The 15343-nt window shown below is 64.5% G+C and carries 16 protein-coding genes; 2 read left to right on the top strand and 14 right to left on the bottom strand.

Going from position 1 to position 15343, the window contains the following annotated elements:
- Positions 1-5: 5 nt before the first annotated feature.
- The 9 genes from L0U81_RS23105 to L0U81_RS23065 all read right to left on the bottom strand — a co-directional run bounded on the left by L0U81_RS23105 (position 6) and on the right by L0U81_RS23065 (position 9057).
- Positions 6-1259 (bottom strand): LssY C-terminal domain-containing protein, encoded by a 1254-nt coding sequence (locus L0U81_RS23105; RefSeq protein WP_233805810.1) that lies wholly within the window; start codon positions 1257-1259, stop codon positions 6-8.
- On the bottom strand, positions 1256-2545 hold the full coding sequence (locus L0U81_RS23100; protein WP_233805809.1) for an LssY C-terminal domain-containing protein: 1290 nt from the start codon (positions 2543-2545) through the stop codon (positions 1256-1258). The genes L0U81_RS23105 and L0U81_RS23100 overlap by 4 nt, the downstream gene beginning before the upstream one ends.
- Positions 2546-3089: 544 nt before the next feature.
- Positions 3090-3893 carry a 4-hydroxy-2-oxoheptanedioate aldolase gene (gene hpaI, locus L0U81_RS23095; RefSeq protein ID WP_233805808.1) on the bottom strand — a complete coding sequence of 268 codons (804 nt, stop codon included), beginning with the start codon at positions 3891-3893 and terminating at the stop codon, positions 3090-3092.
- 10 nt (positions 3894-3903) lie between these two features.
- Positions 3904-4707: a 2-oxo-hept-4-ene-1,7-dioate hydratase gene (gene hpaH, locus L0U81_RS23090; RefSeq protein ID WP_233805807.1), complete on the bottom strand. Its 804-nt coding sequence runs from the start codon at positions 4705-4707 to the stop codon at positions 3904-3906.
- A gap of 4 nt (positions 4708-4711) precedes the next feature.
- Positions 4712-5110, bottom strand: coding sequence for a 5-carboxymethyl-2-hydroxymuconate Delta-isomerase (locus L0U81_RS23085; RefSeq protein ID WP_233805806.1), 399 nt, complete (start codon positions 5108-5110; stop codon positions 4712-4714).
- Positions 5111-5129: 19 nt separating this feature from the next.
- Complete coding sequence (gene hpaD, locus L0U81_RS23080) at positions 5130-5993, bottom strand: 3,4-dihydroxyphenylacetate 2,3-dioxygenase (RefSeq protein WP_233805805.1); 864 nt, start codon at positions 5991-5993, stop codon at positions 5130-5132.
- Between the two features lie 38 nt (positions 5994-6031).
- The gene (hpaE, locus tag L0U81_RS23075) at positions 6032-7489 is read right to left on the bottom strand and encodes a 5-carboxymethyl-2-hydroxymuconate semialdehyde dehydrogenase (protein WP_233805804.1); all 1458 of its coding nucleotides are present in this window, start codon (positions 7487-7489) and stop codon (positions 6032-6034) included.
- Between the two features lie 39 nt (positions 7490-7528).
- Positions 7529-8287, bottom strand: coding sequence for a fumarylacetoacetate hydrolase family protein (locus L0U81_RS23070; RefSeq protein ID WP_233805803.1), 759 nt, complete (start codon positions 8285-8287; stop codon positions 7529-7531).
- Positions 8284-9057 carry a fumarylacetoacetate hydrolase family protein gene (locus L0U81_RS23065; RefSeq protein WP_233805802.1) on the bottom strand — a complete coding sequence of 258 codons (774 nt, stop codon included), beginning with the start codon at positions 9055-9057 and terminating at the stop codon, positions 8284-8286. The genes L0U81_RS23070 and L0U81_RS23065 overlap by 4 nt, the downstream gene beginning before the upstream one ends.
- Before the next feature lie 189 nt (positions 9058-9246).
- Here L0U81_RS23065 and hpaR point away from each other — a divergent pair, with 189 nt between their 5' ends.
- Entirely contained in the window at positions 9247-9654 is a 408-nt protein-coding gene (hpaR, locus tag L0U81_RS23060) for a homoprotocatechuate degradation operon regulator HpaR (protein ID WP_233805801.1), read from the top strand.
- A gap of 9 nt (positions 9655-9663) precedes the next feature.
- Here the strand turns inward: hpaR and L0U81_RS23055 are convergent, their stop codons facing one another.
- The 3 genes from L0U81_RS23055 to L0U81_RS23045 all read right to left on the bottom strand — a co-directional run bounded on the left by L0U81_RS23055 (position 9664) and on the right by L0U81_RS23045 (position 12505).
- Positions 9664-10812, bottom strand: coding sequence for a DSD1 family PLP-dependent enzyme (locus L0U81_RS23055; RefSeq protein ID WP_233805800.1), 1149 nt, complete (start codon positions 10810-10812; stop codon positions 9664-9666).
- Positions 10813-10846: 34 nt separating this feature from the next.
- Positions 10847-11500, bottom strand: coding sequence for an HAD family hydrolase (locus tag L0U81_RS23050; protein ID WP_233805799.1), 654 nt, complete (start codon positions 11498-11500; stop codon positions 10847-10849).
- Positions 11501-11599: 99 nt separating this feature from the next.
- Positions 11600-12505 carry a LysR family transcriptional regulator gene (locus tag L0U81_RS23045; RefSeq protein ID WP_233805798.1) on the bottom strand — a complete coding sequence of 302 codons (906 nt, stop codon included), beginning with the start codon at positions 12503-12505 and terminating at the stop codon, positions 11600-11602.
- Between the two features lie 126 nt (positions 12506-12631).
- Between L0U81_RS23045 and L0U81_RS23040 the strand changes: the two genes are divergently transcribed.
- A complete protein-coding gene (locus L0U81_RS23040; RefSeq protein WP_233805797.1) occupies positions 12632-13708 on the top strand; it encodes a hypothetical protein in 1077 nt (358 codons plus the stop codon).
- A gap of 22 nt (positions 13709-13730) precedes the next feature.
- Here L0U81_RS23040 and aroQ read toward each other — a convergent pair whose 3' ends face one another.
- Together aroQ and L0U81_RS23030 are read right to left on the bottom strand one after the other, a co-directional pair.
- Positions 13731-14168, bottom strand: a complete 438-nt coding sequence (gene aroQ / locus L0U81_RS23035) for a type II 3-dehydroquinate dehydratase (RefSeq protein WP_008921891.1) — start codon at positions 14166-14168, stop codon at positions 13731-13733.
- Positions 14169-14220: 52 nt separating this feature from the next.
- Positions 14221-15291 (bottom strand): Gfo/Idh/MocA family protein, encoded by a 1071-nt coding sequence (locus L0U81_RS23030; RefSeq protein WP_233805796.1) that lies wholly within the window; start codon positions 15289-15291, stop codon positions 14221-14223.
- Positions 15292-15343 lie beyond the last annotated feature (52 nt).

Raw genomic sequence — 15343 nt, 5'->3', positions numbered from 1 at the left:
TCGGGTCACTGACGTGCATCGCCGGTTGCTCCAGGTTGACGGGTTTCGGGCGCCTCCAGATAGGGTACCCAGTCGAGAAACTCCACATCCGACAGGCTGCGCGGCCGGGTCGCGAAGAACACGACGGCGCGCAATCCGTCCGTATAGTAGGTCGTGCCATCGAGCGTCGTATGGGGATGGGCCGGCGATGCCGCGCCAACGCCGTTCACGTATCCGAGCTTGTCAAGGCCACCCGAGTACATCAGGTCCTGGGTCAGGAAGTTGCGTGCCTCGTCGACGTTCTCGTGCAGGATGAGGTGTGTCTCGCCGCGTGGCGCAAAGCGCCCGCCGACGGGGCGACCAACCTGCGCGACGTAGACCAGTTGCCCCTGAAAGCGGATCGGGGCGAGCCATCCCCGTATCCAGGTTGCAGGCGCACCCGCCTGCGCCTGCTTGCGCATCACGAAGTCCGGTTCCCGCCCGAAGACCCGCTGCGCGTGGTCCGACTCGCGCGCGTCACGCCGATAGTCGCGCCGCACCAGCGCCGCCCCGATGTCCGTGAGCTGGCCGATGCCAACGGCGTTCAGGGGATCGGCCTGAACCGTCCCGCTCGAGTCTGTGGCACAGCATGGCAGACGTTCGAGTGCAGCACGCAGCGATGCCAGGTCCTGATAGTCGGTGACTGCGGTTTCGGGATACGGGAAAGGTATCGACGCGATACTCGGATCGATCGTGCCGCCGGGCACCTGCAGGAAGAGTGAAAAGGGGATCAGCGTCTGGTTTCCCAACAGATCGACGTTGACGAGCTTGATGCCCTGATCGGGGTTGGTGAACAGGATGCCTGAACGTGTCCCACCTGGCGGGATCGGGTTGCTGAATCCGAGGTTGCTGAAATAGTCGTCCATGCGCGTATTCGTTGCGCCGCCAAACAGCGTATGCATGGACCACGCAACTTCGTGAGGCGAAAAGTAGTCCGGGTCGGTACCCGAGCGCAACAGCCACAGCGCCTGCAACGTCCCGTTCTGCACTTCGATCCATAGCGGCTGGACTCCCGTCCTGTTGACGTCGACGCCATACAGCCGCTTGCTGTCTTCGCTGCCGAGCACAGTTGCGCTTACGCGCACGCCGCGACTGGTGGCGCTGACCTCACGCTGACGCAGCGGCCCATCGTCGGCTTCAGGCGGGGCGTGCCATGTCGCACAGCCGGCCAACGCAAGCATGAGGCATAGTGCACGCCCTGCATGGAGCAGTGCGCGATGCCGGATCTGCGAAACGCTCATGGCTTCGCTCCAGGCGTCACGTGCATGACCCTGTGCGGCGTGATCCATGGGAAGACCTCAATGTCCGAGAGCGATCTCGGCATTCGGTCGAATACCAGCACAACACGATAGCCATCGGTGTAATACGGATCGGTCGTCAGGTTCTTGCGCGGCGCGTCTTCCTGCGCGGCACCCACGCCCATCACGAGACCGATCTTGATGAGATTCTGCGAATACGCCATGTCTTCGGTCAGCGCAGTGCGTGCCTCATCCACGTCCGGGTCGATCTTGTGTGTGGTGAACGTTGAAGAGTGCCAGGTCAGACGGATACCGATATCGCGGCTGATCTGTCCGACCCAGACGAGCTTGTCGTGGTAACGCATGTTGCTGAGCCACAGGCGCATATGGTTGCGCTGGTGGATGTCACCCCGCGCCTTTTGCAATGCGAGGTCTTGTGCGCGCCCGAAGAGGAAAAGGTCGCTCACTGGTGCGTTGACATAGGGTTCGCCGGACAGCGCAGCGCTGATCATCCGCCGGATCGCGCCGGACCACTTCTGCTCCGTGAGGCTCCAGCCCCGCCGGACGAGTGCGGGAAGGGCGTCGTCGCGACTGCCGACGATCACCAGGTTGAGCGGGTCGCCATTCTTCGAGCCGTCCTCGTTTGTCGCGCAGCATGGCAGGGCTTCGAGCGCTGCACGGAAATTTGCGTCATCCGTGTAGTTCACGGTGGGCTCTTGCGGATCGGCAGTGCGTTTGAAAAGCTGGCTCCTCTCGTAGTCACCCTCAAACCCGGGTACGACTACAAAAACGGAAAACGTCCGGGCGCGCTCTTTTGCAACGAGGTCAATCTGTACGAGCTTCGCACCTTCGTTGAGATTGGTCAGGACAAATCCTGCGACTTTCTCTCCTGGACGGATCGGGTTATGAAAGGAGAGATTACGGAAGCGGCGGTCGAGGTCGGCCCGCTGGTCGTGTGTAGCAGCGCCAGCAAACCCCTCGGCTGCCTCCGACGCAGGAAAGAAGTTCGGATCTATGCCGGGCGACAGGAGAAAGTAGTTGCGGTCCTCGCGGTTTTCGACCTCGATCCAGACCGGCTGAATATTCCTGTCGGCAAGCGGAACGCCATAGGCCGCTGCGCTTTCTTCTGGCGACAGCACGGCTGTCGAAACCTGGATGCCGCCCTCGGTGCGTGTCACGGCGCGATTTCGATATCCGGGTACGGAGGCCGTTGACGAGACTGCGGTACAGCCCGCCAGTACACAGCCGACGAAGATGACAGCCAGCATCTGCATCACGATGCGGTTCATCAAGACACCTCTTCGCGGGGATCCTGCGGTCCAGTTGTATCCATGGGACAACTCGCGCGCCTCCCGATGCTGGAGGCGAACAGGCCGTTCGCAGCACGCGCAGGGGAATGCGCGAAATGTATTGCCAGTTTAGTTGATTGGGGGCCGCACCAGCCATGTTTCGTTTGGCGTCAGGTGAGCATCATTGACAGACGAAACGCCAGCATTCTGCGGACAATGAAAGTCCAAGACTTGCGCGGAGCAGCCGCTCGAAGGTCCATATGAAGGCGGTGGCGAATGACGCTTCCTGGCCGACCGCCGCCCGACGCGACGGCCCGTCGACGACCCCACCGGGCCGAACGATCACACCGAAAGCATGCCAGTCGAGCTGGCCGGCACACCGGGCTCAGGGCGGTCGTTGGGCGAGCGTTCATAACGGTATTGGGGAGTTGCATCTACTCCATCGCCCAGTCGCAAAACTGTGGCGCCAGTCGCACTTACTCTGGCGCCCTACGCCGCGGGTGTGATTGGGTGTGTCGGCTCGCGGCTGTTTCGGTTTCTCTTTCTAATACCCGCCTTTGACCTGCGCCGCCGTTGCCGCGCTGTTCCTGTACGACGCGGCAAGGTCCGCTGCCGCGCGGCTCAGCAAACCGGTGTCGGTGCCGACCGCGACGAAGCTCGCGCCGGCGGCCAGATATTCGGTGGCCAGCGCGGGATCAGGGGCGAGCACGCCCGCTGCCTTGCCCGCGCCGCGCACGGTATCGATGCCGTGGCGAATCGCGTCGCGCACGCGCACGTCGCCTGGCTGGCCGAGCAATCCCATCGACGCGCTCAGATCCGATGGCCCGAAAAACACGCCATCGACGCCCTCGACGCACGCGATGTCAGCGAGATTGTCGAGGCTCTGCACGGTCTCCGCCTGCACGATCACGCACAGTTCGGCGGCGGCGGTGTTCAGATAGTCGGGCACGCGATTCCACCGCGACGCACGCGCGAGTGCGCTGCCCACGCCGCGAACGCCCTGCGGCGGATAGCGCGTGGCCGCGACCGCGTCGAGTGCTTGCGCAGCCGTGTCGATCATCGGCAACAGCAGCGTTTGGGCGCCGATGTCGAGTAACTGCTTGATCAGCGCGGCGTCGCTCTTCACCGGCCGCACGACCGGATGCGACGGATACGCGGCGATCGCCTGCAATTGCGACAGCGTGCTGCGCACGTCGTTCGGCGCGTGCTCGTTATCGATCAGCAGCCAGTCGAAACCGGCGGTGGCAAGCAGTTCGGTCACGTAGGCGTCGGCGAGCGCGGCCCACAGGCCGAACTGCGGCTTGCCGTCGGCGAGCGCGCGTTTGAAGGGGTTGGTCGGCAAGGACATGTCGATGCTTTCAGACGAAATTCAAACCGATGCCGCCGAGCGGACCATAGTCGACGTGGAACGTGTCGCCCGCGCGTGCGCTAATCGGGCTCGTGAAAGAACCGCTCAGGATCACGTCGTTCGCGTTCAATGATTCGTCGTACGGAGCAATTTTGTTGGCGAGCCACGCGACGCCGGTGGCAGGATGATTGAGCACGGCCGCGGCGAGTCCGCTTTCCTCGATCGCGCCGTTCCTGTATAGCAGCGCGCCGACCCAGCGCAGGTCCACATCGAGCGGACGAACCGGCCGCCCGCCGAGCACGACGCCCGCGTTCGCGGCGAAGTCGGAGATCGTGTCGTAGACCTTGCGCGGCGCGCGCGTCTCGCGATCGAACTGCTCGATGCGCGCGTCGATGATCTCGACGGCCGGCGTCACGTACGCGGTTGCGTCGAGCACGTCGAATAGCGTGACGCCGGGGCCCTTCAGCGGTTTGCTCAACACGAACGCGAGTTCCACTTCGACGCGCGGCGCGATGAAGCGATCCGCGCGGATGTCCTGACCGCTCTCGATGAACATGCTGTCGAGCAGCGGCGCGTAATCGGGTTCGTCGATCTGCGACGAGCGCTGCATCGCGCGCGAAGTGAGGCCGATCTTCCTGCCCTTGATCACGTGGCCTTCGGCGAGCTTCAGCTTGACCCACTCGCGTTGAATCGCGTACCCGTCCTGAACGGTCATCTGCGGATACTGCGCGGAAAAATGGCGCAACTGCGTGCGGGTCTTTTCCGCGTGATCGAGTTGCGCCGCGAGGTCGCGAATGGTCTGGTCGTCCAGCATGACGTCAGCCCTTGAGCCGGGCGTGCAGATTGTTGTGCTTCCAGGTGCCCGCATCGCTGAACTCGTTGATTTCGAGCGACAACGCGAGCCCCTGCCGTTCGAACTCGGCGGCGAAGCGTTGCCTGATCAGCGCGAACAGCGCGTCGCCGGTCGCTTTCCTGACGGCCTCCGGGCGGCCCGCAGCGATCTTCAGGTTCGCGTGCAGGAACGCGGCGTCGGGGCGTCCGTCGGCGATGCAGTACTGTTCGCAGCGCAGCGCGCGCACGCGAATGCCGCCGAGCGGAAAGACGCGCTCGCCGTGATCGCGCTGCGCGTCGAGGCATTGCGCGAGGTCCTTGCACAGTTCGCCGAGGCGTTGCGGGTCCGCGAGATTGGCGCTGTATTCGAGTGTCAGGTGGGGCATGGCGAGTCCTTCGTGTGTGTCAGGCGGGTAGCGGCGCGACCGGGAAGATCGCGTTGATCTGGCCGGTGCCCGAGCTGCCGAAGTAGGGCGTGACGACCTCGACCTTGCCGTCGTAACGGTCCCAGCCGAGCGCGCCGAGCAGCATCGCGGTATCGTGCATGCCGCCTTCGCCCCAGCATTTCTCGTTGTAGAGCGGCAGCATCTCGCAGAAAGTCTTCCAGTCGCCCGCTTCCCACATGCGTACCACGCTGCGATCCATCTGTTCGAGGAACGGGCTCCAGACCTTGTGCATGAACTGCTCGGCGGTGCCGTTGTTCGCGAAGTGGTGGGACAGCGAGCCACTCGCGAGAATCGCGACCGTGCCGTCGTAGCGCTCTTCGATGGCCTTGCGCACCGCAAGGCCGAAGCGCGCGCTCGTCGCGAGGTCGTGCCACATGCACCAGCCCGCCACCGACACCGTCTTGAAGCGCTGATCGCCGTTCATGTAGCGCATCGGCACCAGCGTGCCATATTCGAGCTGGAGCGTGGTCTCGCTGTGCGCGCGGCTTTTCACGCCCATTTCGTTGGCGACATCCGCGATCAGCTGGCCGAGACCGACATTTCCCGGGTAGGCGTATGGCATGTTCCTGATGAAATGTGGCAGCTCGTTGCTCGTATACACACCTTCGAACTTCGGCGCGCAATTGATGTGGTATTCGCTATTCACGAGCCAATGCACGTCGAACACGACGATCGTATCGACGCCTAGTTCGCGACAGCGTCGGCCGATTTCATGGTGCCCGTCGATCGCGGCCTGACGGCAACCCTTGTGCGGACCTTCGAGTTCGGACAGATACAACGACGGCACGTGAGTGATTTTTGCTGCCAACGCGAGTTTGCCCATCGCGGTCTCCATGGTTCGCCAGGCGTTCGGCCTGCGGTCTAGACGCCCCAGCGCGGAATGTGATGCGAGCCGAGCGACACGCAGATGTTCTTTGGTTCAAGAAACACCTCATAGCTCCACGCCCCGCCTTCACGGCCCACGCCCGACGCCTTTGTGCCACCGAACGGCTGACGCAGATCGCGCACGTTCTGACTGTTGACGAAGCACATGCCGGCTTCGACGGCGGCCGCCACGCGCAGCGCGCGGCCCGTGTTCTCAGTCCAGATATAGCTCGACAGACCATACGAAATATCATTGGCCAGACGGATCGCCTCGGCTTCGTCGTCGAACGGAATCAGGCACGCGACCGGGCCGAAGATCTCCTCCTGCGCAATGCGCATGCGGTTGTCGACGTCGACGAATACGGTCGGCGTAACGAAGTTGCCGTGACGCAACGCATCGGGCAAATCGGGCGTGTCGAGCCCGCCGCACGCAAGCGTCGCGCCTTCCTTCGGCCCGAGTTCGATATAGCTGCGGACTTTCGCTAGATGCCCCTGGCTGATCATTGGGCCGACGATCGTGCTGTCCGCAAGCGGATCGCCAACCGTCAAACGCTTCGCACGCTCGATGAAGCGCTCGGCAAACCGCGCGTAAATGGAGCGCTGCACGAGGATGCGCGATCCCGCGGTGCAGCGCTCGCCATTGTTCGAAAAGATCATGAACACCGCGGCATCGAGCGCGCGTTCGAAGTCGGCATCGTCGAAGATCACGAACGGCGACTTGCCGCCGAGTTCCATCGAGAACTTCTTCAGGCCCGCGGTCTGCACGATGCGATTGCCGGTCGCGGTCGAACCGGTGAACGACACCGCGTGCACGTCGCGATGCGCGACGAGCGGCTCGCCCGCTTCCTTGCCGTAACCATGCACGACGTTCAGCACGCCGGCCGGAATGCCTGCCTCGAGCGCGAGCTTGCCGAGCATCGATGCAGTAAGCGGCGATAGCTCGCTCATCTTCAGCACGGCCGTGTTGCCGAACGCGAGGCAGGGCGCAACCTTCCACGTAGCCGTCATGAACGGCACGTTCCACGGCGAGATCAGCGCGCACACGCCGACCGGATGAAACAGCGTGTAGTTCAGATGCGAGTCGGTCGGGTACGTGTGGCCGTCGACGCGCGTGCACATCTCGGCGAAATAGCTGAAGTTGTCGGCCGCGCGCGGCAGGAGTTGTTTGCGCGTCTGCGAGATCGTCTGGCCGGTGTCCCGGGTTTCGACCTCGGAAATTTCCGGTTCGTGCCTCGTGATCAGCTCGCCGAGCTTGCGGATCAGCTTCGCGCGTTCCGCGGCGGGCCTGGCGGCCCAGGCAGGGAAGGCCTCTTTGGCCGCCTGCACGGCCGCGTCGACTTCCTTCGCGCCGCCGCGCGCGACTTCGCCGAGCACTTCCTGCGTGGCCGGATTGACGGTTTCGAAGTAGTCACTCGAGGTGCACGCCTCGCCGTTGATCAGATGGTCGATCGGCATTGCCTTGTCCTTTCCGTGTTCGCCGGGTTTTGCTGCCCATCAGGCGCGGCCGAAGTCCGCGTCCGATGCGATCGTGTTGACGAGACGGCCGAGGCCGTCGATTTCGCAGACGACTTCGTCGCCCGCGTTGACGTTGACGACGCCTTCGGGCGTGCCGGTCAGGATCACGTCGCCGGGCGCGAGCGTCATGAAGCCGCTCAGGTATTCGATCAGTGCGGGAATGCCCGTGACGAGATCGCGCGTATTGCCGCATTGCTGACGCGTGCCGTTCACGAACGTGCGCAGCTCGAGCTGCGTGACGTCGGCGATGTCGGCGGCGTCGACGAACCAGGGACCGAGCACCGTGCCGCCATCGCGATTCTTCACGCGCAGATTTGGGCGATAGTAGTTTTCGAGGTAATCGCGAATCGCGTAGTCGTTCGCGATCATGTAGCCGGCCACGTGCTGCATGGCGTTTTCACGCTTGACGTGCTGCGCGGTTCGCCCGATCACGACCGCGAGCTCGCACTCGTAGTGCATGAACGTAACGTCGGCAGGGCGGCGCGTCACGCCGCGATGGCCGAGCACCGTGCCTGGCCCCTTCAGAAACACCAGCGGTTCTTCCTGCTTGCTGAACTGCAATTCCTTTGCATGCTCCGCGTAGTTCAGGCCTAGCGCGAAGATGGTGCCGACTTCGATCGGCGCGAGCCAGACCACTTCGTCCTCTCGACGCACGCGGCCGTCGGCGAGACGCACACCCTGTTCGTGCGGATACGCTTCGTGAATCGCTCCCGCATAGGCGACGCGGCCGCGCATCATGACTGTTCTCCGTTGTGTCGATTCGCGCTGACGAACGATACGATCAAGGGCGGCAGCGTGCCGATCGACAGCGTGGCCGTGTCGCCCGCACGCGCGACCGGCGAACCGTACCGCTCACCGAGTGTCAGCACGTCGCCCGCGTTGAGCGTCATGAAGTCGGTGACGTCGGCGAGCAGTTGCGCGACGTTGCGGACCGACGATGCGGTGCTTGCCATGAATGGTTCGGCACCGTTCAGCGAGACCGCGATGTCGAGCCGATCCGGTGCTGCGATGTGGCACGCAGCGGCGAGCGCCGGTCCGATGACGCAGAAGCCGTCGCGTGCGCGCAGTCGCACGTTCGGGCGATACACGTTGGTATGCGGCACGCTCAGATCGCCAACGAGCGTATAGCCGGCAATATGGTCCGACGCGCGCTCGACGCTGACGCGCGTCGCGGTGCGGCCGATCACGATGCCGAGCGACGCGCCCACCTCGACGCCGGGCGCGTCATCCGGCACGACCACGCGAGCCCGGTGTCCTGCAAGCGTATTGCGCGGCTTCAGGTACAGCACCGGCGCTTTCGGCGGTGCCTTGTATGGCGCCCCATGCACCGCGTCGCCCAACGCCTCCAGGGCGGCGCGATCGTTCAGCAGGGTGCCGTACACGGCGCCGCTGACCGGTGCTCGGCACGCGACGCCGCTGGCAAGCAACGCGGCTGCGGTGTGCGCGTCCACGTCGCGCGGTAGCGGGTCGCCTTCCGGATGCAGCAGATGATCGGCAAGGGCAAACATAAGCGTACGGCCTCGTGGCGAAAGTCCGGCGGAAACACTAAGATGTTAGTAGTATCATGCTTGATATTATTGACGGTCAACAGGCTGTTGGTTGATCGCGGGTTTTCCCGTAAGCTTCGACAGCTGTTTTTTTCATTCCTCGCCAACATGTCCGCCGCGTCTACCCGAGTTTTGCACCGCAATCTGCCGATGCTGCTATTGCGCGCCCGCGAAAAAATGATGGAGCGCTTCCGTCCGTTGATCACCGCGCACGGACTCACCGAGCAGCAATGGCGCGTGATTCGCGCGCTCAACGAGCACGGCCCGATGGAGCCGCGCCACATCTCCGACATCTGCACGATTTCGAGCCCGAGTATGGCCGGCGTGCTCGCGCGCATGGAGAGCATGGAACTGGTGACAAAGGAGCGTTTCGCCGAGGATCAGCGGCGCGTACTCGTGTCGCTGACGGATACGAGCATCGAACTGGTGCGCGTGATTTCGAAGGATCTCGAGGCGCACTATCGCGAACTCGAGCGCAAGGTGGGACCGGAGATCGTCGAGCGCGTGTATCGCGCGGTCGACGATCTGCTGGCGGGGTTGTCGGAAGAGGATGAGTGAGCCGCTGACTTACCAGCCGTAAAACCGCTGCCATTCGACGCTGCTGCCGTCCGGCGCAACCGCGTGATACTCGGGAAACTGAGCGCCGGTCGCGCAAGCGTGGTTCGGCAGGATGCGCAGTTTCATGCCAATGGGGAAGCGGTCGGCGATGTCGTCGGCGGGCGTATCGGTTTGTGTGTCGGCCGGAACTGCGGCAAGAATCCCATGCTCCTGGTTGGCGCCGCTCACGACATAGCCCGGCAACAACGTGCCATTGAGCAAACACGGCTGCCCATAGCCGAAATCATGCGCCTGCCGCGAGGTGCCGCGATCGCGGCTTAGCGCCATCCAGCCCGCGTCGAGAATCGCCCAGCCTTTGTCTTCCTGATGACCGATCACGGTCGTGAGTACGCTGAGCGCGATGTCGTCGAGCGTGCAGACTCCCACGTTGTGCATGACCAGATCGAACAGCACGTAGACGCCGGCCCGCACCTCGGTGACGCCTTCGAGATGCCGCGCGGCGAGCGCGGTCGGCGTCGAGCCGACGCTGACCGCCGGGCACGCGATGCCCGCTTCGCGCAAGCGCTCGGCGGCGCGCACGCAACCCGCGCGCTCCTGCTCCGCGAGCGCGGCGAGCGCTTCGGGCGTATTCAACTCGTAGCTCGAACCCGCGTGGGTCATGACGCCGCCGACCTTCACCCCGTTCTCGTGCAGAATCCGCCCGACGTCGAGCAGCGTCTGCTGTTCGGGCTGGATGCCTGAGCGATGGCCGTCCGTATCGACTTCGATCCAGACCTCGAACGTTTCGCCGTGCTGGTCGCCAAACGCGGCGATTGCCGAGGCGGCGGTCGGATTGTCGACCACGAGCTTCAGATCGCAGCCCTGGCGGCGCAGCGCCAGCGCGCGCGGCAGTTTCGACGGAACCATGCCGACCGCGTACAGGATGTCGTCGATGCCGGCAGCGAAGAACGCCTCCGCTTCCTTCAGCGTCGACACCGTGATGCCGCGCGCGCCGGCGGCGATCTGCGCGCGCACGACGTCGATGCACTTGGTGGTCTTCACATGCGGCCGGAACGCGACGCCGAGCGCATTCATTTGCCCCTGCATCCGCGCGATGTTTTTCTGCATCCGCGCGACGTCGATCAACGCGGCCGGGGTTTCGATCTGTTCGAGTTTCATGCTTGCACCTGCGGAGCAAGGTGATGTTGGAGAGTCAGTGCCGACGATTGCCGCCAAAGGCAGCGAGCCACGGCACCAGCCGGTCGAGCGAGGCCGCTTCGATCTCAGGTGCGTGCGCGCCGTCGACGAGCGGCAGGCCGATGTGGTTGTGCCAGTAGGTCCGCAAACCGACGGCCGCGGTGCCGAACATGTCGTAGCTCGAACCGGCGACGAACGCGGCGCGCCGTGGCTCGACGCCGAGCTTGTCGAGCGCGAGGCGGTACGGTTGCGGGTCCGGCTTGTAGACGCCGGCTTCCTCGGCGGTCACGATCGCGTCCCAGTGCACGGGCAACAGCGCGGCCGCCTGCGAGCCGAGCCGCGTCGAGCAGTTGGTGACGACTGCGAGCTTGCAATGTGGCGCGAGCGCGCGCAACGCGTCGAGCGAACCGGGCCACGGCGTCAGGTTCAGCCAGTCCGCTTCGAGCGCGGTCGCGGCCGATTCGGGCAGACCGACTTGCGCGGCGGCCTTGCGCACCAGCTGTTCGTAGGGAACGTAGCGGCCGCAGCCGTAGGTCAGACGCAGATACGCGGCACGCCATGCACGGCCCGCTGCGTCGGAGCCCGCCGCGCGGTTCCATGAGGTCCACGAGTCGAGCAGGGTGGTGAGCAGGTCGAACAGGACCGCGTCGGGATAGGCGGCAGCAGTCATGATCGCATCTGAGCCGGCTGTTGAAGATGAATCGATTATAAATTTTTGTGGATGTGTCATCGTTCAGGCAGATCGATTCTTAGATTCAGATAAGCTGAATCATTGCCGCCACGGTGGCACCGGCCTGAAGCGCTCTTGCAGATACTGCATGAATTGGCGCGTGCGCGCGGGCTGCCCCGCGCGCTGGTGCGTGAGCGCGATCACGTTCGCGTCCGGCGCTTTCCAGCCCGGCAGCAGGCGCACGAGTTTGCCCTTTGCGATGTCCTCGGCGACGTCCCATTCAGAGCGCAGAATCACGCCACGTCCTTCGCAGGCCCATTGGCGAATCACGTCGCCGTCGTTGCAGCTCAGATGCGCGGACACGCGCACGCTGCGGCGCGTGCGGCCCTTGCTGAACTGCCACAGCGATACATCCTCGTTGTTTTCGCGCAGCACGATGCACGGCAGCCGGCTCAATGCATCCGGCGAATCGGGTTCGCCGATTCGCCTGACGAGCGCGGGCGCCGCGCAGACGAAGCGCGCGTTCGGTGCGATCGTATAGCCGACCAGGTTCGACAGCGGCAGCTCGCCGATATGCACGACGATATCGAAGCGATCGAGCGTTTCGGTCAACGGCCGGTCGGAGAGCGTCAGCGCGACGTCGATATCGGGATTCTGCAGCTGGAACTCGCCAATCAGCGGCGCTAGGTGACGTCGCCCGAAACCGAGCGGCGCATTGATCTTCAGTGTGCCGACGAGACCGCCGCGGCGCGTTTGCAGATCGTCGAACAACGCGTCGAACTGCTCGATCAGCTCGGCGCCGCGCTCGCACAACAGCAGGCCTTCGTCGGTGAATTGCAGGCGGCGCGCGCTGCGGTTCACGAGCTGCGCGCCGAGCTTCTTCTCGAGTTGCTGCAGACGCTGCGTGACCGCCGACGGCGACAGCGCGAGCCTGCGGGCGGCGGCGATCAGGCTGCCGCTGGCGCGCAACGTGAGCAGGAAGCGGATATCGGCCGAATCGTTCATGGGTGCGAGGGGGCGATGGGGTTGCGATGCGGAAGCGCGGAATCTCGCAGCATAATGCGTCCGGAGCGTTCACAGGGTAAAGTGGCGCTTCCGGTTGATTGACTCGAACATCAGAAGAGAAGTGCCATGCCGTTGCCCCATGAATCGTCCGCGAACGAAGCGCCCAACAGTCCGCTGAAACAGTCGGTTTTTCTGCATACGGGCTGGCGCAGTGCGGGCACGTGGGTGTGGTCACGGCTGCGCGAGCTCGAGCGCGCGGACGGTTTCTACGAACCGCTCAGCAACGTGCTCGCTGATCTGAAGCTCGCCGACGTGCCCGCCTCGCGTCCGACCTTGACCTCGGGGCACCCGCCGCTCGCCGCGCCGTACTTCGACGAATACCGGCCGTTTCTGCGCGAAGACGCGCGCGGCGTGGCCGGTTACGACAGGCGCTTCAGCATCGATCGTTTTACGCCCGAACCCGATGCGACATTTCCCGCGTTGCACGCCTATCTGCGCGCGTTGAGCCAGCACACGATCGAACAGGGCCGCGTGCCCGTCTTCAAGTTTTGCCGCACGGGCGGCCGTCTGCCGTGGCTGAAGCGCGCGTGTCCGGAGGCGCTGCATGTGGGCGTGCTGCGCAATCCGGCGTCGCAGTTCGCGTCGGGTTGGCTGCTGCGGCAGCAATGGAGCAATGCATTTTTTGTCGCCGCGCCGTTTCGCGTGCTCGGTCTGAATCAGATGGACCCACTGGTGCGCGAAGCGATCGGCGTGTGCGGCGTGCGTCTGCCGCCGCTGCCGTCGATGCCCGACGACGCGTATGCGCTCGCCTGCGAGCAATTCGCGCGCACGGTGGACAGCGACAACGCGTATCGCGCGTTCATCGCGCTGTGGATCCTGTGCGCGCTGCGTATGGGCGAAGGGGTCGATCTGCTGATCGATATCGAACGGCTCGGCGAGTCGCGCGACTACGCGAGCGGTCTGCGCGCCGCATTCGACGCGCAATGCGGCTTGTCGCCCGACTTCACGGGCGCGCGCGATCTGGTCGTGGAAACGCGGCGCAGCGCGGCGCGCATGACGGGCATCGATGGCGGCGCGCTGCGCGTCGTGCACTCCGCCGCGCTGAAATTCCTGAAGGCGCAGGCGGGTATCGACGCGGCCTTCGTCGAGGTGGTCCGCCAGAAGATGGTGCTGGCCAACGAGCTGACCGAAACGTGGCGCTAGGCTGCGCGACCCGCGCTCAGGGCTAGCCTGCGGCCGACACCGCCGCGCGCAGCCCGAGCAGATAGCTGTCCACGCCGAAGCCGCAAATCTGTCCTTTGACGATCTCCGCGAACACCGACTGATGCCGGAACGCTTCGCGCGCGTGAATGTTCGACATGTGGATCTCGACCACCGGCACGGTCAGGATCGCGAGCGCATCGCGAATGCCGTAGCTGTAGTGCGTCCATGCGCCGGCGTTGATCAGCACGCCGTCGGCGTTGTCGGTGAACGCCTGGTGGATGCGCTCGCACATCGCCGCTTCGCTATTGGTCTGAAAGCTCTCGACCCGCACGCCGAGCTCGTCGCCGAGCGCGCGCAGACGTGCGTCGATTTCGTCGAGCGTGATCGTGCCGTATTGGGCGGGGTCGCGTTTGCCGAACATGTTGTGGTTGATGCCGTGCAGCATCACGAACGTTTTCATATAGTCGTCCTGAGTAATTGAATGGTTGATATCGGCGCGAGGTCAGCGTGTTTTAGTGGATGGCCCCCGCGACGGCGCGTGTCGTGTCGACGACCGTGCCGGTGCGGGCCGCTTCGACGATCGCCTCGGTAATGCGCAGATTCTTCAAGCCGTCCTGCGCACTGACGAGCGGTGGCTCCTTGCCGTGAATCACCCGCACGAAATGCTCGAGCTGCAGCTTCAGCGGATCGTCGCGCGTGAAGTCGGCGACGCTGACGTCGAACGGCTTCCACCACGAACGGTCGGCGGCTTTCGCGTAGGTCTTCAGGCGCATCGTCGGCACGGCGAGCGAGCCGAACGTGCCCGCGATCACGTAGCAGTCTTCGTCCGGATACGAGGGATAGGCCTTGTTTTCCTGCGAGGTCTGCTCCCAGCTGCGCGCGCTTGCTGCGGTATCGGACAGCATGAAGCTGCCGAGCGCGCCGTTCGCGAAACGCAGGTTGATCGCGACCGTATCCTCGACCGGAAAGCCGCGCGTCGCATGCGATGAAAAAGCCTGCACGGCGACGATGTCACCGCACAGCATGCGCAGGTTGTGCACCTCGTGAATCATGTTCAGCAGGATCGGACCGCCGCCTGGCTGGCGCCGCCAGTCCGCGTCGGCGAAGTACTCGTCAGGTTTGAAGAACACCGCGCTGCCCATCACGGCGACGAGCTTGCCGAGCCGGCCTTCGTCGATCAGTTGCCGAGCGCGCGCCATGATCGGGCTGTGCGCGCGATGATGGCCGATCAGCAGCGGCACGCCACTATGCTGCGCTTCGGCGGCGAGCGTTTCCGCTTCGTCGAGGCCCGGCGCGATCGGCTTTTCGAGCAGTGTGGGCACGCGCGCCGCGAGGCAACGCGACGCGTGTTCGACGTGCAACTGGTTCGGCGTCGCGAGAATTACGCCGTCCGGGCGATCGCGTTCGAACAGTTCGTCGAGCGTGCGGTAGAGCGGTACGCCTGCCTCGGCCGCGAGCGCGGCGGCTGCGGGCGACGGATCGACGATCGCCGACAGCGTGCACGTGCCGCTTTGCTGCGCGACCGCCATATGGGCGCGGCCGATATACCCCGCGCCGGCGACGGCGATCCGGGTGCTGTTCATGAGCGGGTTTCCTGACGGTCCTGATGAAAGTGCGTTAAGGGGCAAGCGGGCT

It is taken from the genome of Paraburkholderia sp. HP33-1 (assembly GCF_021390595.1).
GTDB lineage: Bacteria > Pseudomonadota > Gammaproteobacteria > Burkholderiales > Burkholderiaceae > Paraburkholderia.
This window is presented reverse-complemented; position numbering and strand designations above follow the sequence as displayed.